Raw genomic sequence first — 20,395 nt, 5'->3', positions numbered from 1 at the left:
ATGCAGGTGCATCTGGTCGACGGCCACGTCTACATCTTCCGGGCCTATTTCTCGATGCCGGAAATGTTGGCGCCTGACGGGACGCCCACCCAGGCGGCCTACGGTTTTGCGAACACGCTGCTCCGGTTCCTCTCCGAACGGAGACCGACTCATCTGGTCTGCTGCTTCGATTTCGGCATGAAGTCATTCCGAAACGACGTGTTCCCCGGTTACAAGACATCCAGAGAGGATGAAGTTCCGGAGGATCTCGCGCCCCAGTTCGAGATGTGCAAGCAGGTCGCCCGGGCGCTCGGCCTGCCGGTCTTCGAGGCTGCGGGCTACGAAGCGGATGACGTCATTGCCACGTTGGTGGATGGCCTGCTGTCCGAGGATTGCGGTGTCGAGGTCGTCAGCTCGGACAAGGATCTCTCTCAACTCGTGACCGAGGATGGCCGCGTGCGCCTGCATGATCTGCAACGCGAGACGACCCTGGATGCCGATGGGGTGCGCGAGAAGTTCGGTGTCGATCCCGCACAGATCCCCGACTACCTGGCTCTGCTGGGCGACAAGGTGGACGATCTTCCCGGCGTGCCGGGTTATGGGAAGAAGAGCGCGGCGGTGGCGCTCGGAGCCTTTGGCAGCATCGACGGAATACCGGACAAGCTTGTCGGTTGGGACGGCGTGACGGTCCGGGGTGCCACGCGCCTGGCCCGGGAGATCGCGGCCCACCGCGAGCAGGCTTTGCAGGTTCGCGAGCTGGCGACGGTCGTCCGGAACGTGCCCGGGATCCGATCCGATCTTGGCGACCTCGCCTGGGAAGGTGCGCCCGCTGGGGCTTTCGAGGCCCTATGCAGCGAACTCGGCTGGGGGCGCATTGCAGAGCGCGTTCCAAGGCCGCCTCGGAGTCGCTGAAAAACCTCGCTTCTCCAGAAATCGGGGATAGAATGGCACGCGCCGTTTTTGACCCCACTCTTCTGGAGGACCGACATGGAGATCATCACGACGAGCGAGGGATGGGAGTTCCTGTTCCGCTGGTTCCACTTCCTTGCCGGCATCACCTGGATCGGCGTCCTCTACTACTTCAATTTCATCCAGACGCCGTTCTTCGGCAGCGAGCTCGGCGGCGAAGCCAAGAGTGCGATGACCCGAGGGCTCGTTCCCAACGCCCTCTGGTGGTTCCGCTGGGGCGCCATGTTCACGTTCATCACGGGATGGCTGCTGATCTTGATGTACCTGGGTATGGGTCCGTACGACCTCGGGACACCGCTGATTACGAAGATCCTGACCGGCGGCGTGATGGGCACGATCATGTGGGCCAACGTCTGGTTCGTGATCTGGCCGGCTCAGCAGGTCGTGATCAAATCCGCAGAGCAGATCGCTGCCGGTGGCGAAGCGATCCCCACTGCCGCCGCGGGAGCAGCACGCGCTGGCCTGGCCTCTCGAACCAACACGATGTTCTCGATCCCGATGCTCTTCTTCATGGGCTCGGCACGGCATCTGAGTACGTTCCACAACGGCGAGAACGACACCGTGTACTGGATCACCGCTTTGGTGATCATCGGCCTGCTCGAGCTGAACTGCCTGATCGGTACGGGCCAGGGACGCCAGAAGTACCTCGGCAGCGTTTCCGGCACGATCCATGCCGGCGTCGCGGCGACGGTGGTGCTCTACATCGTTGGAGTCGCACTGAATAGCTAAGGGACGCTTGCGGGGACGTTCTTTCCGATGTTTCCGCTATTCAAGGGGGGCATGCCCCCTTGAATAGCGGAAACATCGGAAAGAACGTCCCCGCTTCCGTGCGGCGCGCCTGTGGCAGCTGCTCACTTTGCTGCACGGTCCTTCGGGTCGACGAGTTGCACAAGCTCGGTGGGACTCCATGCCCGCAGCTCAGCACCTCCGGGGGCGGTTGCGGGATCCATCCGACTCGGCCGCCGATCTGCCGCGCCTATCGTTGTCTCTGGTTGCAGGGCGGCCTCGAAGAGGACGACCGTCCGGATCGCCTCGCTGCCGTTACGGATCTCTTATCCGAAGGTGGCACGACCCGGCTGGCGATTCGCGAAGCCTATCCCGGTGCGTTCGATAGGACACCTCGTCTCCAGGAGATCGCAGGCCGGTTCCGGCAGACGATGCCCGTCCGCGTCTCGAGCACACGAGATGTTCTAGACCCGGACGCGCCCTACCGGATGCTCCTGCCGAACGGAGACACCCATGACGTGAACGGCGAATGGACCCGCGTGACTCGTGCGGATGGCCAGACAGAACGCCTGCGCCTGCCTTGGATGGAACGCGGAGTTCGCAAACTCCTCGTCGCCATTCGCCGCTTTCGCCAGCGGGGTTCGCTGCCTAGGGATTGAACGTCGCGAGATAGGCTTCGATCGCCGGCAGGTCCGCTTCCAGGTGAGGAAGCGGAATCATCCCCCTGGTGTCGCGCTTGGGTACGTAGCCGGGCGGATACTCGTTCCTCAGCACCTTCGCCTGCAACAACTCGAGAGATGCACCGGCCACTTCCGGGCCGACGGGGCCCGGTTGGCGGGGATCTCGAGCGTGGCAGGCCGTGCAAACGGATTCGAAGACGGCCTGCCCTTTTCGGGCGAGCGCCGCCGCGGGATCGTCGGCCTCACCACCGCATGCGGACAGGCCAGGCAATGAGAAAACCAGCGCGACCCGGAGCAGGGAAGATCGAAGCGGTTGCAGGCGGACCATCAGCAGCCGGATCCTAGCCTCCGCTACGCTGGGCGGCGATGGCGAGCCCGGTACCTCCTGCAGCGGCCCGTTGGTGCACACGGGCCAACGCTCTTACCGCATTGCGGTTGGTGGCGGCCCCACTGCTTGCCCTGGCGATCTGGGAAGGCCACACAGGCCCGGCTCATGCGCTCTTCTGGTTGGCCGTGGGAACGGATCTGCTCGATGGCCGGGTGGCGCGCCGCTACGGCGAGGTCACGCCATTCGGTGGGCTTCTCGATCACGCAACGGACGCGACGTTCGTCTCTGCTGGGTTGTTGGCAGTTGCCTGGCGCGGAGAGATCCCGATCTGGCTACCCGTCCTCATCGTGTCAGCCTTCGTCCAGTACGCCTTCGATTCGCGGGCGCTGGCTGGGCGCCTGCTACGCGCGAGCTTGCTAGGGCGCTGGAACGGGATCGCCTACTTCGTGCTGCTCGGCATCCCTGTCGTCCGCGATGGACTCGGTCTCGGTTGGCCGCCGGCCTCCTGGGTTGCAGCGATCGGATGGGCACTCATCGTAACGACCCTCGTTTCGATGGGTGATCGCATCCTCGCGCTCCGCCGCACTCCCTTTTCTTCTTAGTTCCCCGGAGGCCTCTGCCATGTCCGCGCCGCATTTCTCCGCCATGCAAGCCGCTCGGCCCGACGCTGAAACCCTGGCGATGGCCTACGAGGATCTGGAGCAAGCCTGGGCAACGGCAGCCGACGAAGAGGGTAGGCGCGCGATCATCGAGCGATGGGATGTCCTCCGCAGCCGATTCTCCACCTGGTACGAGTTGGCGCAGGCTCGCTTCACCCAGAACACGGGTGACGAAGCTGCGCGTATCGAACGCGAACTCTCGGACGAACTCGAGCCTCGTTCGACGAGCCTCGAGGTGGGTTTTCTGCGTCTGTTGCTCGAGGGTCCACATCGTTCGGAGCTCGAAGCCTGGCTCGGTGGGCACGCTCTGGCTCTCTGGGACCTGAAAGTACGCGCTTACGATCCAGCCATCGAAGAAGCTCGGGTGCGTGAGGCGAAGCTCGCTGCCGAGTACACGGATCTGATCGCTCAGGCGAAAATTTCGTTCCGCGGTGAGACGTTCAACCATGCCAGCATCGTGAAATTCGCGCAGGATCCAGATCGAAGCGTTCGGAAGGAAGCGGCGATCTCGCGCTGGGCCTGGTTTGAAGAGCACGGCGAGGCCTTCGACAGGATCTACGATGATCTGGTCCGCCTGCGCCATGAGATGGCCACGACATTGGGCCATCGGGATTTCGTCGAGCTCGGCTACGAGCGCATGAAGCGGGTCGACTACGGCCGGGAAGACGTAGAACGCTTTCGCGCCGAGGTGCTCCAGCTCGTGGTGCCGCTCTGCGAACGTTTGATGGTACGGCGGGGCGAGACGTTGGGGCTCGACCGGATGATGTTCTGGGATGAAGCGCTGGCCGATCCCCGAGGCAATCCGAAGCCGTTGGGCGATGAGGCCTGGACGACGGATCAGGCGGCACGCGTCTTTTCCGAGACCCACGAAGAGCTGGGTCGGTTCTATGAGATGATGGGGCAGCGCGGGCTGCTCGATCTCGTCACGCGCGAGGGGAAAGCCGCGGGTGGCTATACGACCTTCTTCGAGGAGTTCGAAGTGCCGTTCGTCTTCTCGAACTTCAACGGCACGTTGAGTGATATCGACGTTCTCACTCATGAGATGGGTCATGCCTTCCAGATGTGGTCGAGTCGAGAGTTGTTTCCGATGGAATATCGCTCGCCAACCCTTGAGGCCTGTGAGATCCACTCGATGAGCCTCGAGCATCTGGCGTGGCCTTCGATGGAGCATTTCTTCGGCGACGCAGCCGAGCGCTATCGCCGCATTCATCTCGAGGGCGGGCTCACGTTCCTACCCTATGGGGTGGCGGTGGACCATTTCCAGCATCTCGTCTATGAGCATCCAGAGGCCAGCCCCGCCGATCGCCATGGGATGTGGGCCGAGATGGAGCGCACCTACCTCCCGTGGCGTGCGAACGGCGGCATCCCCCGGCTGGAGAGTGGGGGGCGCTGGCAGGCCCAGCTGCATATCTACGGCGCACCGTTCTACTACATCGACTACACCCTGGCGCTGACCTGCGCTCTGCAGCTCTGGGCCTGGGCGGATCGCGACCGCCCCGCGGCGCTGGAGGCCTATATGGGATTGTGCCGTCGTGGCGGAAGTGCCCCTTTTCAGGCCCTGGCGCGGGGCACTGGCCTCACGAGTCCCCTTGATCGTGGATGCCTCGCAGAGGTGGTGGGCCACGCGGCCCAGCGATTGGGCCTACAAGACGGGTAGACTCGCGGGATGAGCGAACGCGGTGATACCCATCTCAAGTCCATCGGCTACCTGCTCTGGATCTTCGGCTTTCTCGGGGCCCACCGGTTCTACTACGGCCGGCCTGTCACGGGGACGATCTGGCTCTTCACTTTCGGCCTGCTGGGCATCGGTTGGATCGTGGATCTGTTCTTGATTCCCGGTATGGATCGGGAGGCCGACTATCGTTTCGCGGCCGGAGATATCGATTACAACCTGTCCTGGATCCTGCTCACGTTCCTGGGGGTCTTCGGCGTGCACCGGATGTACATGGGAAAGTGGCTCACCGGATTGCTCTACCTCGTGACACTGGGATTCTGTGGTCTGGGCGTGCTCTACGACTACTGGACGCTGAATGACCAGATTACGGTGATCAACGCATGAGATCGCTCGTCCCGGTCACCGGTTCATAGACGTCCATGTTCAACCTGGAAACCATCACCGAAACACTCGCTACGGCGGTTCCGCTCCTGGCGAGCGTGAGCCTCGCAGTTCTGCTGGTGTTGGGCGGGCGCTTCTTGCTGCTTCGTCGGCGCCACGTCGGTCCGGTGCTCGAGTTCGCAGGCCAGGTGTGGACCCTGCTTGGCATCGCCGTCGTGTTGGTCGTGGCCGTCCTGTCCGCACCCGTCGAGGCGGAGACCCGGGGCCAACTCCTCAGTCTGCTGGGCCTCACGCTCACGGCGATCTTCACGCTTTCATCGACCACCTTCGTCGCCAATGCCATGGCGGGCCTGATGCTGCGAGCCGTCGCAAGCTTCCGCCCAGGCGATTTCATCCGCGTCGGTGGTCAATTCGGCCGGGTAACCGAGGTGGGCCTCTTCCATACCGAGCTTCAGACCCGGGATCGGGATCTGGCGACTCTTCCCAATTTGCATCTCGTGAACCAGCCCGTCACCGTTGTGAGCAGTTCCGGGACAATCGTTTCTGCCGACGTTTCCCTGGGCTTTGACATCTCCCACGATCGCGTCGAGAGCCTTCTCTGCCAGGCAGCGCAGAGTGCTGGGCTCGATGAACCCTTCGTACACGTCATCGAGCTCGGCGATTTCTCGGTCCACTACCGGGTCGCCGGTTTCCTCGAGGATACGCGTACGCTGCTCACGACCCGGTCCGACCTTCGCGAGCAGATGCTCGATAGCCTGCACCGGGCCGATATCGAGATCGTCTCGCCGACGTTCATGAACCAACGCGTTCTTCCGACGGAGCAGCGCTTCATCCCCAACGAGAAGCCGAAGCCGCGCGCTGCCGATCCCCGTGCACCCGAAGACCGGATCTTCGACAAGGCGGAGGAGGCCGGACGCCAGGAGGACCTACGCGAGGAACTGGAAGAGATCGAGGCAGAGATTCGCCAGCTCGAGGAACAGCTACCGGGTCTGGAGGGCGGCGATCGCTACCGCCTGGAGCGCAGCATCGCCCTTCGGAAGCGCCGCACCAACGAGATCGAGGCACTTCGAGCCACCAGTGGCGGAACGGATAAGGAAGATTCCTAGGCGTCTCGCGGGCGAAACGATTGCCGAAGCTAGTTTTCGACCGCCACCCAGCCCTTCTCCTTCATGCACTGCAAGAATGTACTGCCCAATCCCTGGTGGCCGTAGCGGGGAGAGGGTTCGCTCTCCTCGCCCATGGCAGCGGCGATGCAGGCATCGCGTTCGAGTTCGAGTTGAGCCGCGTCGGCGCCGGGCTTTTCCCAGTGGCGCTCCGGTTGGGAAGCAGACGCACAGCCGAGCCAAGCCAAAGCCAGGACTGCGAGAATCCAAGCGGGGACATGGACCATGGAGGAACTCCTAATTTGGGGACGTTCCTTGCAAATCTGCAGGGTCGTCCAGGTGGCTGAATTCATGATGGGTTGCGACGCGGCCCGACTATTTTCCAAAGAGTTCCCGGTTGGCGCGGCGCAGGAAGAGGAGGCCGATCCCGGCGTTGAACAGGACGAAGAAGTTGTGCTGGACGAAGCCGAAGGCGGTCATCTGGCCTTCGTTGCCAGGGAAAAGCGTGGGCCAGAGGGTGACGGCCGCGGCCCGGAAGGGACCCGGGATCAGGGTTCCGAAGAAGATCACGGGCAGGACGCCTAGCATTTCGATCAGTCCGATTTCCACACCGAAGAGCGCGGCGGCCTTGGAATAGACCCAGACGGCAGCCAGCAGGGCCGGGGAGCGAAGCACGATCACCATCAGGTACTGCCACCAATCCGCCTGCTGGAAGGCGGTGAAGATCTGGCGTTGCCGAAGGGCAAACCCCGACATGCGCTCGCTGCGAAACAGGTAGACGACCGAAACGAAGACGATTCCGGCGACGACCGCAACGATCGGAATTCCGTGGAAGACCTCGGGCACCCGATCCCATGAGACCGTACTGCCCACCAACGCCCAGGTGAGCAGGTAGTAGAACTCGCAGAACATGATGAAGAGCATGCATCCGCCCACTTGCCATGCGGGGACACCATCGCGGCGGTTCAGGTAGAGGGCGATGGCGCCCTTGCCGACCTGTTCGTTCAGGATCGAGATGATGTAGGTGCTGGCGCGTACCGGGAAGAGATCGCGATAGGGAACTCGCGTGTTGAACCAGGCGAGGACGCGCCATAGGATCAGCGTGTCGATCAGGAAGTAGAAGAACGAGTACGGCACCATCAGGGCGAGCCAAAGGCCCCAATCGACGGAGGCAAAGATCTCGGCCAGGTAGGCGCCGGCGGAAAGGCCTTTGCGTCCGGCCTCGCCGGCGATCCGCGAGTAGAGGTAGCCGAAGCAGGAAATCGTGATTGCCCAGGGAATGAGACGCTGCGCCCAGCCGTTCTTTCGCGTCTCGACTTCCTGAACTTCGGGGGCTTCGAGCGAAGGGTCGGTCATCGAGGCTCCTCTTGGACGGCGGTGGCGAATGTATGCTCGAGGGTGTCGGCCAGGGGCGTGAGCTTCAGGCCGAGGCGACTGCAGGCAGCGCCGGGATCGATATCGTCGTCGTGCTCGAGCACGCCTAGCATGGCTCGGGTGATGGGTGGCGTGGAGGAGACGCGTTCAAAGAGCAGGGCCATTCCGCGCAGAAATGCCAGGGGGAAAGGCACGATTCTGGGGTTCCTTCCGAGCAAGGCTGCGACGCGCATGACGAGTTCCCGGTGGGTGAGCGATTCCGGGCCCGCGAGATCGAGGCCTCCGCGGTTGCTGCCGTGCTCGTTCGCTGCGAGCAGAATGGCTGCAACGATGTCTCGGGCGTCGATGGGCTGTTCCCGTGTCGCTCCCCCGCGAGCCAGAAAAGTGATCGGAGCGCTGGCTTGCGCAAGCAGGGCGCCGGCTGCGATCTCATTCGGACCAAGCACCATCGGAACACGCAGGGTCGTGGCCGGTGTCGCGCCCGAGCTCAGGATCTCTTCGGCACGTGCCTTCGAGGCAAGGCAGGCGTTTCGCGAGTTGGGATCTGCGCCAAGGATGCTCATGTAGACGATTCGTTCGGCACCTGCTTTCTCGGCCGCGCGGGCGAGCACCTCGCAGGTTCGCTCATGGGCGTCTTCGTAGCGCGCTGTCCGGTTCTCCTTCAGAATGCCCACCAGGTGGACCCAGGCGCTGCAGCCCTCGCCAGCGGCCCGAAGAGCGGGCTCGTCCGCGTAGTCGAGGATATGCACCTCGGGACGAAACGCTTCCGGCAGTTCCGCGAGGACGGAGGCCGCGCGCTCCGATCGAACCGCCGCCCGGATGGGCCTTCCGCCACCTATGGCGTGAATCAGATCTCGGCCGAGGTGGCCGTTGGCGCCAGTTACGAGCAGGGGGGCGGCGGACACGTTGGGACCATACCACGAGAGCTAAGCTGGGCGGCATGGCACGCCTATCCCTCTTCGCCTCCCTGTTCCTGGCCTCGGCCTGTGCACTTCTCCCGCCCGGGTTGCCGGATCCAGTGAGAACGGATCTGCGTGTGTTCGATCCGACCCATCCGCCGGAACTGGTGGAGACCCGCTTCGAGAGCCATGGCGACCCGATGAACGCGATCATCTATGTCGCCCAGGGTGCGGGCCCGCACCCGACGGTGATCCTGTTGCATGGCTTTCCCGGAAACGAGCGCAACCTGGACCTCGCTCAGGCTTTCCGGCGCGCGGGCTGGAACGCGGTGTTCTTCCACTACCGGGGGGCCTGGGGAAGCGATGGCGTATTTTCATTCGGCCACGTCATAGAGGACGTGGCCAGCGTCGTGGATACGGTCCGGTCCGAGGGGTTTGCCGCCGCCCATCGCATCGATCCGTCGCGGATTGTCCTGGTGGGCCACAGCATGGGCGGTTTCGCAGCATTGGTGTCGGCGGCGGATCTTTCGGCCGTTGCCTGCGTGGCATCCCTGGCCGGTGCCAATCTAGGTGCATTCTCGAAGGCTGCTGCCGATCCAGAGCAGCAGGCAGCCATCGCCGCATCACTCGATGGCTGGGCGGGGCCGATCCGCGGGTTGTCGGGGGCAGAGCTGGTCGCAGAGCTCGGCGATACGCCGGGGCGCTTCGATACGATCGGCCGGGCGCCCCTCCTGGCCCGCATGCCGGTCTTGTTGCTCGCAGGAGCGAGAGACGAAGTCACGCCGCCGGGCATTCACCATGAGCCAGTGGTCGCCGCGTTGCGTGCGGCCGATGCGCCGCGCTTCGAGTCCAGGGTGCTCGAACGCTCGGATCATTCGTTTTCGGCGGATCGGATGGCGCTGGCTGGGATTCTCGTCGATTGGCTTCGCACGAGCTGCGAAGCACCTTGATCTTCGGCTAGCCGCTACGTTCCTGGCGCCGTGTTCCCCCTTCGCGACGACAATCCCACGCTTCGGGCCTCCGCTGCGACGATGGTGCTGATCGGCGCCAACGCAGCGGCCTGGGTCCTGCTCCAGGGCCTCGGAACGGAGCCAGCACTCGTGCGCTCGATCTGCGAACTCGGCGCGATCCCAGGCGAGTTGCTCGGCAACCTGGCGCCCGGAACCGAAGTTCTGCTCGGCCCCGGCCTCGCCTGTCGAATCGAAGCGGAACCGAACTGGCCAACCGCAATCAGCTCGATGTTCCTGCACGGCGGTTGGTTCCACCTGCTCGGCAATATGTGGTTCTTGTGGTTGTTCGGGGACAACGTCGAAGACGCCATGGGCCGCGTCCGCTTCGTCGTATTCTATTTGCTATGCGGCCTGGCAGCCGTCGCGGCCCAGATGGCGAGCAACCCCAACAGCGCCACTCCGATGGTAGGCGCCTCCGGAGCAATCGGTGGAGTCATGGGCGCCTACGCGATCCTGTATCCGAAGGTGGGTGTTCATATTCTCCTGGTCCTCGGATTCTATGTGGACCGGGTCGTCGTGCCGGCGTGGTTGATGCTCGGCTTCTGGTTTCTACTCCAGGTCATGGGTGGACTTCCGGCCCTCAGCAGTGAAGGGGGCGGTGTCGCCTTCTGGGCCCACGTCGGCGGTTTCGTGGCCGGAGTTGTACTCATTTTCCCTTTCCAGAACGAGCATCGGCTGGCCGCGCACCGAGCTCTCGTTGCAAGGCAATCGTGGCGCTAGGACAGATGGACGGTCCTTCGCCAATCAACACTGGATGAAGGAGAAGCCCAGATGAACGAAACGCTCGAGACGATTCGCGAAGCCGCCCTCGCCTGGACACCCGATCTGGTGGCGGCTGCCGCCATCCTGGTGATCGGGTGGTTCGGCGTGAAGCTCGCTCAATCCCTGCTGCGGCGGGGCATGAGACGCGCTGGTGTAGAGCCCACCCTCATTCGCTTCAGTGCAAGCCTCGTCTACATGGCGCTGATGGCAATGGTGGTGATCTCGGCTCTCGGCCGCCTGGGCGTCAACACTACGTCGTTCGCGGCAGTGATCGCCGCCGCGGGGCTGGCGATTGGCCTGGCCTTCCAGGGCTCGCTTTCCAACTTTGCCTCGGGCGCTCTGCTGATCATGTTTCGGCCCTTCGAAGTGGGCGATTACGTGGAGGTGGCAGACGTCAGTGGGACGGTCGAAGAGATCCAGGTCTTCAGTACCATCTTGAAGACGCCCGACAACCGGAAAGTGATCGTTGGAAATGCTTCGGTTACCAGTGCGAGCATCACGAACTACGCCGCCTACGACACGCGGCGGGTCGACATGGTTTTCGGCATCGGATATGCGAGTGATATTCCGGCCGCTCGGCAGGTGATCGACAGTATTCTGGCGGACGACGATCGCGTGCTCGCGGATCCCGAATGGACCATCGCGGTTTCCGAGCTTGCAGACTCGAGTGTGAACTTCGTCGTGCGTCCCTGGGTCGCGACCGCAGACTATTGGGCCGTGAATTTCGACGTGCACGAGAAGATCAAGACCCGTTTCGATGCGGCGGGAATCTCGATCCCTTTCCCCCAGACGGATGTGCACCTGCACAACGTGGCGTGATCACGGGTCCACGTCGCTCGGGTCAGCTCGCGAGAAGCCTGTCCCGAGCGCCGTAGCCATTCAGCCGATCTTCGCGAAGAAAGGCGACGAGCAGCATCCCGGATTCCAGGGCCAGATCGACGGCCAAGGACGTCGGAGCCGATACGGCTGCGACCACGGGGATCCGAGCGGCCAGGGCCTTCTGAACGATCTCGAAGGAGATACGCCCCGAGACGAGCAGAGTATGGCCCATGAGAGGGAGGCGGTCGTTCCGGAGCGCCCAGCCGATGGTCTTGTCGACGGCGTTGTGGCGGCCGACATCCTCGCGGGCGACCAGCAGCCGGCCTTTGCGATCGAAGAGGCCTGCCGCGTGCAGGCCGCCGGTTTCCTCGAAGACGACCTGCGCGGCGCGAAGCCGCTCCAGAAGTGGGAGGAAGTGACGGGGCTCGAAGCAGGTCGGGTCATCGAGAGCCGGAGCCACGCGAAGCGCGCTCTCGAGACTTCCCTTGCCGCACACGCCGCAGCTCGAACTGGCGACGAAGCTTCGCCGCAAAGACTCGAGATCCACCTGGGATTCGTCGGCGAGGTTCACGCGGACCACGTTCGCATCGTCCTCGCCCCCGCTCTGATGGTGCACGGATGCCAGGGCCTTGCGAGAGGACACGATTCCCTCGCTGATCAGGAAGCCTGACGCGAGCTCGAGATCGTGCCCGGGAGTACGCATGAGCACGGCCAGCTGCGTGCCTCCAACCTGGATTTCCAGGGGTTCCTCATGGGCGACCCGGTCGGACGAAGCTTCGAAGGCGTGGTCGCGGAGCCGGGCCAGCTCGACTCGCCGACTGCCCTCGCGGACCGCATCGTCTCGCACGCTCATGATCTTGGATTCGGCGACTGGAGAAGAGCGAGGCGTCGGGGCCGGCGCCTCATTCCATGCCGAGTTCGAGCTTGGCCGCCTCGGACATCATCGACGGACTCCAGGGCGGCTCCCAGACCAGATCGAGCATCACATCCGTCACGCCCTCGACGGCACGCGCCTTGGCTTCCACCTCGGGCGGCAGGGTCTCCGCTACGGGGCACATCGGCGAAGTCAGCGTCATGACGATCCTGACTTCGCCGGAATCATCCGATTCCACTTCGTAGATGAGTCCGAGTTCGTAGATATCGACCGGGATCTCCGGGTCGTAGACCGTGTGGATCATCTCGACCACGCGTTCTTTGATTTCTTCAGCGCTGGCCACCGGGGCCCCTCCTCATTCGGTCTTCGCGGTCTCGCCGCTGTCTTCGAGCGCGGATTTCAGCGTATGCCAGGCAAGCGTCGCGCATTTCACCCGCATCGGGAATTCGCGAACGCCTGCAAAGACGGCGAGCTTCCCCACGCCCTCCGTGGCCGGCTCGTCCAGGGCGGGGCTCGTCACCAGGTCGTGGAAGGAATCGAAGAGTGCGAAGACTTCCTCCAGTGGCTTGCCCTTGATGGCCTCCGTCATCATCGATGCCGAAGCCGTCGAGATGGCACAGCCGGAGCCCTGGAAGCCCGCGTCGGCGATCGTTCCGTCCTCCACCTGTAGATAGACCGTTACCTTGTCCCCGCATAGCGGGTTGAACCCGTCGGCGTCATGGTTTGCGGGGTCGGGCACACGGAAGTTCCTCGGCTTCTTGTTGTGGTCGAGGATCGTGGTCTGGTAGAGCTCGCGCAGATCGTCCATCAGCGAAACATCTCGATGGCCTTGTGAAGACCCTGTGCCAGATGGTCGAGGTCTTCGGAGATGCTGTAGAGGCCCAGCGAAGCGCGCGCTGTCGCCGGAACGTCGAAGCGTTCCATCAGGGGTTGCGCACAGTGGTGGCCCGCCCTGATTGCGATGCCCTCCATATCGAGGATGGTGCCGAGATCGTGGGGATGGATTCCATCCACGACGAATGAGAGAACGCCGGTCTTGTCCGCGGCCGTGCCGATCAGGCGAACCTCGGGGATCGCTTCGAGGAGCTTCGTTCCGTAGGTCGTGAGTTCCAGTTCGTGTCGTTCGATCTCGTCCATGCCCAGGCCGCTCAAGTAGTCGATGGCGGCCCCGAGGCCGATGGCACCGGCGATATCCGGCGTGCCGGCTTCGAATTTGTAGGGAGCAGGCTTGAAGGTGCTCTTCTCGAAGGAGACGGTTTCGATCATGTCACCGCCGCTCTGGTAGGCGGGCATCGCCTCGAGCAGTTCGGCGCGGCCATAGAGAATGCCCACGCCGCTCGGGCCATAGAGCTTGTGGCCCGAAAAGACGTAGAAATCGCAGCCCAGCTCCTGGACATCGACGCCGAAGCGGGGAACGGCCTGCGCGCCGTCGAGCAACACCGGGATGCCGCGCTCATGGGCGATGTTGATGATCTCGCGCACCGGGTTGATCGTACCGAGGGCGTTGGAGACGTGACTCACGGCAACGAGCCGGGTGCGATCCGAAATCAGGCTTTCGAAGGCATCCATGTCGAGTTCGCCGGCATCGTTGATCGGTACGACCCGCAGGCGCGCATTCTTTTCCTCGCAGAGCAGCTGCCAGGGCACGATGTTGGCGTGATGTTCGAGCGTGGTGATCAAGATCTCATCGCCGGTGTTCAGGTTCTGGCGTCCCCAACTCGCTGCGATCAGATTGATCGATTCGGTCGCATTTCGGGTAAAGACGATCTCGCGGCTCTCTGCGGCACCTAGAAAGGCCGCCACTTTTCCGCGTGCATCTTCGTGCATCCGCGTTGCTCGTTCCGAGAGCTCATAAACACCCCGGTGGATGTTCGCGTAGTGATTTTCGTAGAAATCGCTGATGGCGTCGATCACGGCGCGGGGCTTCTGGGCGCTGGCTGCCGTGTCGAGATAGACGAGCGGCTTTCCTCGACTCGTTCGTTCGAGAATCGGGAAATCACTGCGAATGGAGTGGGGGTCGAAGCTCATGCGGCCTCTACCGCGGCTTCGAGCCGCTCGATGAAGAGAGCGCTCATCCCTTCTGCCAGCGACGGCTCCGGGAGGGCCGACAGGACTTCCGCGGCAAAGCCCCGCGTCAGCATGGCACGGGCGTGGTCTTCATCGATGCCACGGCTGCGCAGGTAGAAGATGGCTTCTGCATCCAGGCGCCCGATCGTAGCGCCGTGACTGCACTTGACGTCGTCTGCATGGATTTCGAGTTGGGGCTTGGTGTTGATCTCGGCTTTGTCGGAGAGCAGGAGATTCGGATTCGATTGTCTGGCGTCGCTCTTCTGTGCGTCGGGCCGCACGATGACCTTGCCGCGGAAGACGCCGCGGGAATTCTCGGCCAGGACGCCCTTGTAGAGTTCGTCGCTGGTGCAGTGGGGCACTGCGTGGTCCACCCATGTGTGGTTGTCGACCAGGCCGGCGCCGCGGCCGAGGTAGAGCCCGTTCATCGTGCATTCAGCGCCTTCACCGGCCAGGACGACCGAAAGGTCGTTGCGCACGAAGCAACCGCCCAGGCTGATGGTGTGGGTACTCAGGCGTCCGTTCCGCTCGACACGGCCCGCGACATGGCCGATGTGGAAGCCCGCATCACCTGCGCGCTGGAGGATGATCAAATCGAGGGAGGCATTTTCGGCGACCTCGATCTCGACGACCGAGTTGGCGAAGTGGTGTCCCGCGACGAGGGATACGTGATCGAGAATGATCGTTCCGCGGCTGCCCGGATCCGCGTCGATCAAGACGCGCGGGTGGCTCGCCGCATCCTCGGAGCCCTGGGCGAAGACGAGATGCACGGCGCGTGGATCGTCGCCGTGGACGTGGACTCGGGCGCCATCGCTAGCCAGGGCGCCGTTCAGGGCGACGAAAGGATGGGCCTTCGCATCTGCCAGTTGGCCTAGCAAAGCGGGAGGAGCCGTGGCCGCCGCGAGGGCGGTCACCTCCGAAGCGCCCGGCGAGCCGTGGAGCTCGGGATGGTGGTGTCCGTCGACGAAGACTTCCAGCCCACAGGCGAAGATGGGCGTGGCGACACCTTCGATCGCGTCGCGAGACGGGGTGAGCCTTTCGTGGAGAGCGGCCCATTCGATGCCGGCCAGGGGTGTGACGTTCGTGTAGCGCCACTCCTCCTGCTTCGTATCAGGAAGACCCTGGTCGGAAAACGCAGCAATGCCGGCCCGGCGCAGTTCGCCGAACACGGGGCTCGGAGCTTGATCCCCGGCTTGAACCAGGAAGCGCTCCGCGGCGCTCTTCAACGCGTCACTCACGCGCGAGCCTCCTCGATCCAGCCGTACCCCTTCTCTTCGAGTTCGTGCGCCAGTTCCTTGCCGCCACTGCGAATGATGCGTCCTTCGGAGAGCACGTGAACGAAATCGGGAACGATGTAGTCGAGCAAGCGCTGGTAGTGCGTGATCAGCAGCATCGAGCGCTCCGGGCTGCGCAAGTGGTTCACGCCCGTCGCCACGACGCGAAGGGCGTCGATGTCGAGGCCCGAATCGGTTTCGTCGAGAACCATGAGCTTCGGCTCCAGGAGCAGCATCTGAAGCACCTCGTTGCGCTTCTTCTCTCCCCCGGAGAATCCTTCGTTGATCGGCCGGCCCATCAGATCCTTGGGCATCTCGACGATCTTCATCTTCTCCTTGACGACGGTGAGGAAATCCATGGCGTCGAGTTCCTCTTCGCCCCGATGAGCGCGGATCGCGTTCAGCGAAGCCTTGAGGAAGTAGTTGTTCGTCACGCCGGGGATCTCGACTGGATACTGGAAGGCGAGGAAGATTCCGTCTCTCGCGCGCTGCTCCGGTTCCAACTCGAGCAGGTTCTTCCCCTGATAGAGAACGGAACCCTTCGTCGCTTCGAAGGCCGGTCGGCCCGAAAGGACACCGGCCAGGGTGCTCTTTCCGGAGCCATTCGGGCCCATGATGGCATGCACCTCACCCGGGCGAATCGTGAGGTTTATCCCTTTCAGGATCTCCGCTTCTCCCGCTGTGGCATGGAGGTTCTCGATTTCGAGCATCGTCACTAACCCACACTCCCTTCCAACGATACGCCTAGCAATGCCTGGGCCTCCACGGCGAACTCCATCGGGAGTTCGCGGAGCACCTCCTTGCAGAAGCCGTTCACGATCATCGAGATCGCGTCCTCCTCGGAAATTCCGCGTTGTCGGCAAAAGAAGAGCTGATCTTCCCCGATCTTGGACGTGGTGGCCTCGTGTTCGAGGGTGGAAGACGCGTTCTTGACCTCGAGGTAGGGGAAGGTGTGCGCGCCGCATTTGTCGCCGAGCAAAAGGGAATCGCACTGACTGTAGTTCCGCGCACCATGTGCCTTCGGGCCGATGCGTACGAGGCCGCGATAGCTCTGCTGGCCGTGTCCCGCGGAGATACCCTTCGAGATGATCGTGCTCTTCGTGTTCTTGCCGATGTGGATCATCTTCGTGCCGGTGTCGGCCTGTTGCCGGTTGTTCGTCAAGGCGACCGAGTAGAACTCCCCCACGGAATCGTCGCCCTGGAGGATGCAGCCCGGATACTTCCAGGTGATGGCAGAACCGGTCTCGACCTGGGTCCAGGAGATCTTCGAGCGCTTGCCGCGACAAGCGCCGCGTTTCGTCACGAAGTTGTAGATGCCGCCCTTGCCATCCTTGTCGCCCGGGTACCAGTTCTGGACGGTCGAGTACTTGATCTCGGCATCGTCCAGTGCGACCAGTTCCACGACGGCCGCGTGCAGCTGGTTTTCGTCGCGCATCGGTGCCGTGCAGCCCTCGAGGTAGCTCACGTAGGAGCTCTCTTCGGCAATGATCAGGGTGCGCTCGAACTGGCCCGTTTCCTGTGCATTGATCCGGAAGTAGGTCGAGAGCTCCATCGGGCAGCGCACTCCCTTCGGGATGTAAGCAAACGAGCCGTCGCTGAAGACAGCGGAGTTGAGGGCAGCGAAGAAGTTGTCCGAATAGGGGACGACCGACCCGAGGTATTTCCGAACGAGCTCCGGATGATCCTTGACCGCTTCAGAGAAGGAACCGAAGAGGATGCCCTTCTTTTCGAGTTCGTCCTTGTAGGTCGTTGCGACCGAGACACTGTCGAAGACCGCATCGACGGCGACACCCGAAAGGCGCTTCTGTTCCTGAAGCGGGATTCCCAGCTTGTCGTAGGTTGCGAGAAGCTCCGGATCGACCTCGTCCAGGCTCTCGAGCTGCTTCTTCTGCTTGGGAGCGGCGTAGTAGTACATGTCCTGGAAGTCGATCTCCGGGTAGGAGATATTCGCCCAATCCGGGCGGTGGCCCTCCGCGAGCATCTGTTGAAAGCGCTTGAAGGCCTTGAGGCGCCATTCGAGCAGCCACTCGGGTTCATCTTTCTTGGCAGAGATGATCCGGACGATCTCCTCGGAGAGCCCCTTCGGAATACGCTCCTCTTCGATGTCCGTGACGAAGCCGTATTCGTACTCGCGCTCCGCGAGTTGTTCGATGGTCTCTGACATGGGGTTCCGGATCCTGTGCTAGGCGATGGCCAGAGTGGTTCGGTGGCGGGGAGGCATGTCGGCGGCGAGCTCGGCCAGGCTGACCTGAGTGAGCGTGGTCTGGATGGCGCTGTTGATGCGTTGCCAGGGCGCGCGCAGGCCGCAATGCGATTCCTGATCGCAGAGGCCATCGGCGGTGACACATTCCATCAACGCGATCGGGCCTTCGAGGGCCTCGACGATCTCCGCCACGTTCACGGTTTCCGGCTTCCTCGCGAGCTGGTAGCCGCCCCGAGAGCCGCGCTGAGAAACCAGCAGGTCCGCGCTTGCCAGGGATTTCAACATCTTGCTCACGACCGGTAGCGGCAGCTCGGTGGCTTCCGACATTTCACGTGCCGTCAGCGTCGTGCCGCTGGCCTCCTGCGCGAAGCGGACGAGCAGGACGATCCCGTAGTCGGTGAGCTTGGTGATTCGGAGCATGGGTTGGCTGGCCTGGGGGGCTCGAGGAGGAGCGAAATATATCGGACCGATTCAGTCCTGTAAATATCGGACCGTCCCGGTTCTAGTTGAGCCACCCAGAATCCCCCAGGGGACTCACATATAGCCGAGTGCCTCGAGCTGGCGGCGGGTCTCGGGATCCAGCGCTTCCGAGTCGGAGGGGGTCAGGGTCGGCTGGGGAGCGACAGCGTCTGGGCGGGGGCCGGGAAAGCGCTCCAGCCAGGCGTCGAGCTCGCGTCGGAGGGCGGCGGCTCGCTCCGGATCCTCGGCGAGGGCGTCTCGAGCTTCTCCCGGGTCGGCGTCCAGGTCGTACAACCGCTCACCGCCGCGCCGCACGACGAGCTTGTGCCCATCGCGGCGGATCGCCCAGACGGGCGTATCGAGCTCGTCCGCGCTGCGGCTTCCAGCCGGATCGATACGGCTGAGCATCCAGGCTTCCGGGTAGACCTCGGCGTAGGTCGCTTCGCGGGGTTGCCGCGCATCGGGGAGGAGGCTCTGGGCGGGGCTGTCGTCCTGCTCGAGGCCCGCCCAATCGATCAAGGTCGCGTGCAGGTCGAGGGTCTGGTGGGCTTCCCGGATCCGCTCGCCGGCGGGAAACACATCCGGAGCCCGTGCGATGAACGGCACCCGGATCAGCGCATCGTTCAAGTCGAATTGATGGCCCCAACGATCGGCTTCCCCAAGGTTGTCACCGTGATCGGATGTGACGATGAGAAGAACGTCGTCGAGCTCCACGTGGCTGCGGATCACCTCGAGGATCCGACCGATGGGCCGATCCTGATAGCGAACACCGCTGCGATAGAGCGCCCGTGTGGCCGCAACGCGCCAGGGTTGCCTCGGCGGGTTCGAATGCCAACGCACCGGGTGGTATCCGCGCATGGCACGGATGCCCCGGAGCCAGCTACCCGGGCCCTGAACGCCGCGATCACGCAGCGGTGGGAGGTAGGGATTGTGGGCTTCGAAGGGATTCAGGAACAAGAAGAAGGGACGATCCGCATCGAGCTGGCCATCCAGGTGTCGATCGCGGTCTCCGCTTCCGAGGCACCCCGGTCGATCCACTGCTCCCAGCCGAGACCGCAGTAGCGCATCGCTCGTGACAGCAGGAGTTTGTCCCGGTGGAGGTGGTTCACTTCTTCGAAATGCTGAAAACCCTGCACGATGTTCGCGACCCGCAACCAGCTGTTCGAGGAAATGGCAGCGGTCTGGTAGCCCGCAGTGGCGAGCCGTTCCGCTGTCGTTTCGAAGGCGGCATCCAGTCGGCGCGGCGTGCCGTTTCGCACACCGTGGGTGCGCGGGAAATGCCCGGTGAACATCGATGCGTGGGAGGGCGCAATCCACGGCGAGGTACTCACGACCTGTTCGAACACACTGCCTCCTGCGGCCAGGCGATCGAGCACAGGAGTCACGCCAGGGCCGGCGTCGTAGGCGCCGAGTGCGTCCGCTCGTGTCGTGTCGAGCAGGAGAACCACCACCGAGCGCGGCGCCGGCCTCGGGTGGTCCGGTTTCGATGGAGAAGGGGAGGGCCAGGTGACGAGGAGACCGAGCACGAGGACGAGCAAGCCATCCAATGGGACGTGGCCCGGGCGTAGTCGGACGAGCAGGGTGAGGCAGCCGATGCCAGCCGCAAATCCCGCAAGTACGGGGGCCGGATGAGCGCCTAACAGCGGAAACAAGTCGGCAGCAAGGACTCAGGCAAGGACACCCGCCCACAAGAATACGTTCGTCCGAGCCAGCGACGCTTCTGCCCATCGCTTCGGTAGCAACTGGCGCGTTGCAGCGCTGACTAGCGTGAATACGAAGGACGGAACGAGCAGGCTCAGCCAGGTGACCCTGCCGAGGAAGCGGAGGTGCAGCTCGCCGCCCAGGAAAAAGAGCAGGCCAAACGAGAAGAACAGCGCGAACAATCCAGCTGCCGCCCCAAGCAGGCCCCCGCTGGTCATCGGCCCGAGCCTGGGGATACGCGGCCAGAGAAGGCCGATTGTGCCGCCGGTTGCTGCGCCGAAGAGCCCCATCAGTGTGGTGGCGGCCACTGCCTCTCCCGAGGTCGGAGGGAACCGGACGAGCGCCACATCCATCAACGCGGCCAGCGTCATCCCAAATGCACCGGCTCCAGCCGCACCGATCCCTGCGTGGGCGAGCCCTTTGTCCTGATCCCGTGTGTTCACTGCATCCCGC

At 63.4% G+C, this 20,395-nt stretch carries 25 protein-coding genes; 10 read left to right on the top strand and 15 right to left on the bottom strand.

Going from position 1 to position 20,395, the window contains the following annotated elements:
- From GY937_24595 to GY937_24585, 3 genes are all read left to right on the top strand, one after another.
- On the top strand, positions 1–891 hold the full coding sequence (locus GY937_24595) for a flap endonuclease (protein MCP5059895.1): 891 nt from the start codon (positions 1–3) through the stop codon (positions 889–891).
- A 75-nt stretch (positions 892–966) separates the two neighbouring features.
- Positions 967–1,677, top strand: a complete 711-nt coding sequence (locus GY937_24590) for an antitermination protein NusG (GenBank protein MCP5059894.1) — start codon at positions 967–969, stop codon at positions 1,675–1,677.
- A gap of 59 nt (positions 1,678–1,736) precedes the next feature.
- Positions 1,737–2,333: a YkgJ family cysteine cluster protein gene (locus GY937_24585; protein MCP5059893.1), complete on the top strand. Its 597-nt coding sequence runs from the start codon at positions 1,737–1,739 to the stop codon at positions 2,331–2,333.
- Here GY937_24585 and GY937_24580 read toward each other — a convergent pair.
- On the bottom strand, positions 2,323–2,682 hold the full coding sequence (locus GY937_24580) for a cytochrome c (GenBank protein ID MCP5059892.1): 360 nt from the start codon (positions 2,680–2,682) through the stop codon (positions 2,323–2,325). The two genes, GY937_24585 and GY937_24580, sit on opposite strands and share 11 nt — an antisense overlap.
- Before the next feature lie 38 nt (positions 2,683–2,720).
- Here GY937_24580 and GY937_24575 point away from each other — a divergent pair, with 38 nt between their 5' ends.
- Genes GY937_24575 through GY937_24560 form a run of 4 tightly spaced genes read left to right on the top strand, consistent with a single transcriptional unit; the run spans position 2,721 to position 6,503 of the window.
- On the top strand, positions 2,721–3,284 hold the full coding sequence (locus tag GY937_24575; protein ID MCP5059891.1) for a CDP-alcohol phosphatidyltransferase family protein: 564 nt from the start codon (positions 2,721–2,723) through the stop codon (positions 3,282–3,284).
- A gap of 19 nt (positions 3,285–3,303) precedes the next feature.
- Positions 3,304–4,998 (top strand): M3 family oligoendopeptidase, encoded by a 1,695-nt coding sequence (locus tag GY937_24570; protein ID MCP5059890.1) that lies wholly within the window; start codon positions 3,304–3,306, stop codon positions 4,996–4,998.
- Positions 4,999–5,007: 9 nt separating this feature from the next.
- Positions 5,008–5,400, top strand: a complete 393-nt coding sequence (locus tag GY937_24565) for a TM2 domain-containing protein (GenBank protein MCP5059889.1) — start codon at positions 5,008–5,010, stop codon at positions 5,398–5,400.
- Between the two features lie 35 nt (positions 5,401–5,435).
- The gene (locus GY937_24560) at positions 5,436–6,503 is read left to right on the top strand and encodes a mechanosensitive ion channel (protein MCP5059888.1); all 1,068 of its coding nucleotides are present in this window, start codon (positions 5,436–5,438) and stop codon (positions 6,501–6,503) included.
- Between the two features lie 29 nt (positions 6,504–6,532).
- On the opposite strand, the gene GY937_24555 is transcribed toward GY937_24560, so the two are convergent.
- The 3 genes from GY937_24555 to GY937_24545 all read right to left on the bottom strand — a co-directional run bounded on the left by GY937_24555 (position 6,533) and on the right by GY937_24545 (position 8,779).
- Positions 6,533–6,787: a hypothetical protein gene (locus GY937_24555; GenBank protein MCP5059887.1), complete on the bottom strand. Its 255-nt coding sequence runs from the start codon at positions 6,785–6,787 to the stop codon at positions 6,533–6,535.
- A gap of 88 nt (positions 6,788–6,875) precedes the next feature.
- Positions 6,876–7,856 carry a hypothetical protein gene (locus GY937_24550; protein ID MCP5059886.1) on the bottom strand — a complete coding sequence of 327 codons (981 nt, stop codon included), beginning with the start codon at positions 7,854–7,856 and terminating at the stop codon, positions 6,876–6,878.
- Complete coding sequence (locus tag GY937_24545; protein ID MCP5059885.1) at positions 7,853–8,779, bottom strand: NAD(P)H-binding protein; 927 nt, start codon at positions 8,777–8,779, stop codon at positions 7,853–7,855. Before GY937_24545 ends, GY937_24550 begins: the two co-directional genes overlap by 4 nt.
- Positions 8,780–8,814: 35 nt before the next feature.
- Between GY937_24545 and GY937_24540 the strand changes: the two genes are divergently transcribed.
- Genes GY937_24540 through GY937_24530 form a run of 3 tightly spaced genes read left to right on the top strand, consistent with a single transcriptional unit; the run spans position 8,815 to position 11,364 of the window.
- Complete coding sequence (locus GY937_24540; protein ID MCP5059884.1) at positions 8,815–9,723, top strand: alpha/beta fold hydrolase; 909 nt, start codon at positions 8,815–8,817, stop codon at positions 9,721–9,723.
- A gap of 30 nt (positions 9,724–9,753) precedes the next feature.
- Positions 9,754–10,503: a rhomboid family intramembrane serine protease gene (locus GY937_24535; GenBank protein ID MCP5059883.1), complete on the top strand. Its 750-nt coding sequence runs from the start codon at positions 9,754–9,756 to the stop codon at positions 10,501–10,503.
- Positions 10,504–10,554: 51 nt separating this feature from the next.
- The gene (locus GY937_24530; GenBank protein ID MCP5059882.1) at positions 10,555–11,364 is read left to right on the top strand and encodes a mechanosensitive ion channel; all 810 of its coding nucleotides are present in this window, start codon (positions 10,555–10,557) and stop codon (positions 11,362–11,364) included.
- 22 nt (positions 11,365–11,386) lie between these two features.
- On the opposite strand, the gene fdhD is transcribed toward GY937_24530, so the two are convergent.
- From fdhD to GY937_24475, 11 genes are all read right to left on the bottom strand, one after another.
- On the bottom strand, positions 11,387–12,217 hold the full coding sequence (gene fdhD, locus GY937_24525) for a formate dehydrogenase accessory sulfurtransferase FdhD (protein ID MCP5059881.1): 831 nt from the start codon (positions 12,215–12,217) through the stop codon (positions 11,387–11,389).
- 49 nt (positions 12,218–12,266) lie between these two features.
- Positions 12,267–12,542, bottom strand: coding sequence for a DUF59 domain-containing protein (locus tag GY937_24520; protein MCP5059880.1), 276 nt, complete (start codon positions 12,540–12,542; stop codon positions 12,267–12,269).
- A gap of 51 nt (positions 12,543–12,593) precedes the next feature.
- Positions 12,594–13,046, bottom strand: coding sequence for an SUF system NifU family Fe-S cluster assembly protein (locus GY937_24515; protein ID MCP5059879.1), 453 nt, complete (start codon positions 13,044–13,046; stop codon positions 12,594–12,596).
- Complete coding sequence (locus tag GY937_24510; GenBank protein ID MCP5059878.1) at positions 13,046–14,266, bottom strand: cysteine desulfurase; 1,221 nt, start codon at positions 14,264–14,266, stop codon at positions 13,046–13,048. The genes GY937_24515 and GY937_24510 overlap by 1 nt, the downstream gene beginning before the upstream one ends.
- Complete coding sequence (sufD, locus tag GY937_24505) at positions 14,263–15,543, bottom strand: Fe-S cluster assembly protein SufD (protein MCP5059877.1); 1,281 nt, start codon at positions 15,541–15,543, stop codon at positions 14,263–14,265. The genes GY937_24510 and sufD overlap by 4 nt, the downstream gene beginning before the upstream one ends.
- Positions 15,540–16,289, bottom strand: coding sequence for a Fe-S cluster assembly ATPase SufC (gene sufC / locus GY937_24500; protein ID MCP5059876.1), 750 nt, complete (start codon positions 16,287–16,289; stop codon positions 15,540–15,542). Before sufC ends, sufD begins: the two co-directional genes overlap by 4 nt.
- A 5-nt stretch (positions 16,290–16,294) precedes the next feature.
- Positions 16,295–17,743 (bottom strand): Fe-S cluster assembly protein SufB, encoded by a 1,449-nt coding sequence (gene sufB / locus GY937_24495; protein MCP5059875.1) that lies wholly within the window; start codon positions 17,741–17,743, stop codon positions 16,295–16,297.
- 18 nt (positions 17,744–17,761) lie between these two features.
- The gene (locus GY937_24490; protein ID MCP5059874.1) at positions 17,762–18,202 is read right to left on the bottom strand and encodes an SUF system Fe-S cluster assembly regulator; all 441 of its coding nucleotides are present in this window, start codon (positions 18,200–18,202) and stop codon (positions 17,762–17,764) included.
- Positions 18,203–18,316: 114 nt separating this feature from the next.
- Positions 18,317–19,279 carry a sulfatase-like hydrolase/transferase gene (locus GY937_24485; protein MCP5059873.1) on the bottom strand — a complete coding sequence of 321 codons (963 nt, stop codon included), beginning with the start codon at positions 19,277–19,279 and terminating at the stop codon, positions 18,317–18,319.
- The gene (locus GY937_24480) at positions 19,189–19,893 is read right to left on the bottom strand and encodes a sulfatase-like hydrolase/transferase (GenBank protein MCP5059872.1); all 705 of its coding nucleotides are present in this window, start codon (positions 19,891–19,893) and stop codon (positions 19,189–19,191) included. The genes GY937_24485 and GY937_24480 overlap by 91 nt, the downstream gene beginning before the upstream one ends.
- 15 nt (positions 19,894–19,908) lie before the next feature.
- Positions 19,909–20,385, bottom strand: coding sequence for a hypothetical protein (locus GY937_24475; GenBank protein MCP5059871.1), 477 nt, complete (start codon positions 20,383–20,385; stop codon positions 19,909–19,911).
- Positions 20,386–20,395 lie beyond the last annotated feature (10 nt).

It is taken from the genome of bacterium (assembly GCA_024228115.1).
Classification (GTDB): Bacteria; Myxococcota_A; UBA9160; order UBA9160; family UBA6930.
The sequence above is the reverse complement of the archived record's forward strand: the minus strand, read 5'-3'. Positions and strand labels throughout refer to the sequence as shown.

Bases quoted from the DNA above. Each gene is read 5' to 3' on its own strand.
- GY937_24595 (MCP5059895.1), top strand. From the start codon at position 1: ATGCAGGTGCATCTGGTCGACGGCCACGTCTACATCTTCCGGGCCTAT.
- GY937_24590 (MCP5059894.1), top strand. From the start codon at position 967: ATGGAGATCATCACGACGAGCGAGGGATGGGAGTTCCTGTTCCGCTGG.
- GY937_24580 (MCP5059892.1), bottom strand. From the start codon at position 2,682: ATGGTCCGCCTGCAACCGCTTCGATCTTCCCTGCTCCGGGTCGCGCTG.
- GY937_24575 (MCP5059891.1), top strand. From the start codon at position 2,721: ATGGCGAGCCCGGTACCTCCTGCAGCGGCCCGTTGGTGCACACGGGCC.
- GY937_24570 (MCP5059890.1), top strand. From the start codon at position 3,304: ATGTCCGCGCCGCATTTCTCCGCCATGCAAGCCGCTCGGCCCGACGCT.
- GY937_24565 (MCP5059889.1), top strand. From the start codon at position 5,008: ATGAGCGAACGCGGTGATACCCATCTCAAGTCCATCGGCTACCTGCTC.
- GY937_24560 (MCP5059888.1), top strand. From the start codon at position 5,436: ATGTTCAACCTGGAAACCATCACCGAAACACTCGCTACGGCGGTTCCG.
- GY937_24555 (MCP5059887.1), bottom strand. From the start codon at position 6,787: ATGGTCCATGTCCCCGCTTGGATTCTCGCAGTCCTGGCTTTGGCTTGG.
- GY937_24550 (MCP5059886.1), bottom strand. From the start codon at position 7,856: ATGACCGACCCTTCGCTCGAAGCCCCCGAAGTTCAGGAAGTCGAGACG.
- GY937_24540 (MCP5059884.1), top strand. From the start codon at position 8,815: ATGGCACGCCTATCCCTCTTCGCCTCCCTGTTCCTGGCCTCGGCCTGT.
- GY937_24530 (MCP5059882.1), top strand. From the start codon at position 10,555: ATGAACGAAACGCTCGAGACGATTCGCGAAGCCGCCCTCGCCTGGACA.
- fdhD (MCP5059881.1), bottom strand. From the start codon at position 12,217: ATGAGCGTGCGAGACGATGCGGTCCGCGAGGGCAGTCGGCGAGTCGAG.
- GY937_24520 (MCP5059880.1), bottom strand. From the start codon at position 12,542: ATGATCCACACGGTCTACGACCCGGAGATCCCGGTCGATATCTACGAA.
- GY937_24515 (MCP5059879.1), bottom strand. From the start codon at position 13,046: ATGGACGATCTGCGCGAGCTCTACCAGACCACGATCCTCGACCACAAC.
- GY937_24510 (MCP5059878.1), bottom strand. From the start codon at position 14,266: ATGAGCTTCGACCCCCACTCCATTCGCAGTGATTTCCCGATTCTCGAA.
- sufC (MCP5059876.1), bottom strand. From the start codon at position 16,289: ATGCTCGAAATCGAGAACCTCCATGCCACAGCGGGAGAAGCGGAGATC.
- sufB (MCP5059875.1), bottom strand. From the start codon at position 17,743: ATGTCAGAGACCATCGAACAACTCGCGGAGCGCGAGTACGAATACGGC.
- GY937_24490 (MCP5059874.1), bottom strand. From the start codon at position 18,202: ATGCTCCGAATCACCAAGCTCACCGACTACGGGATCGTCCTGCTCGTC.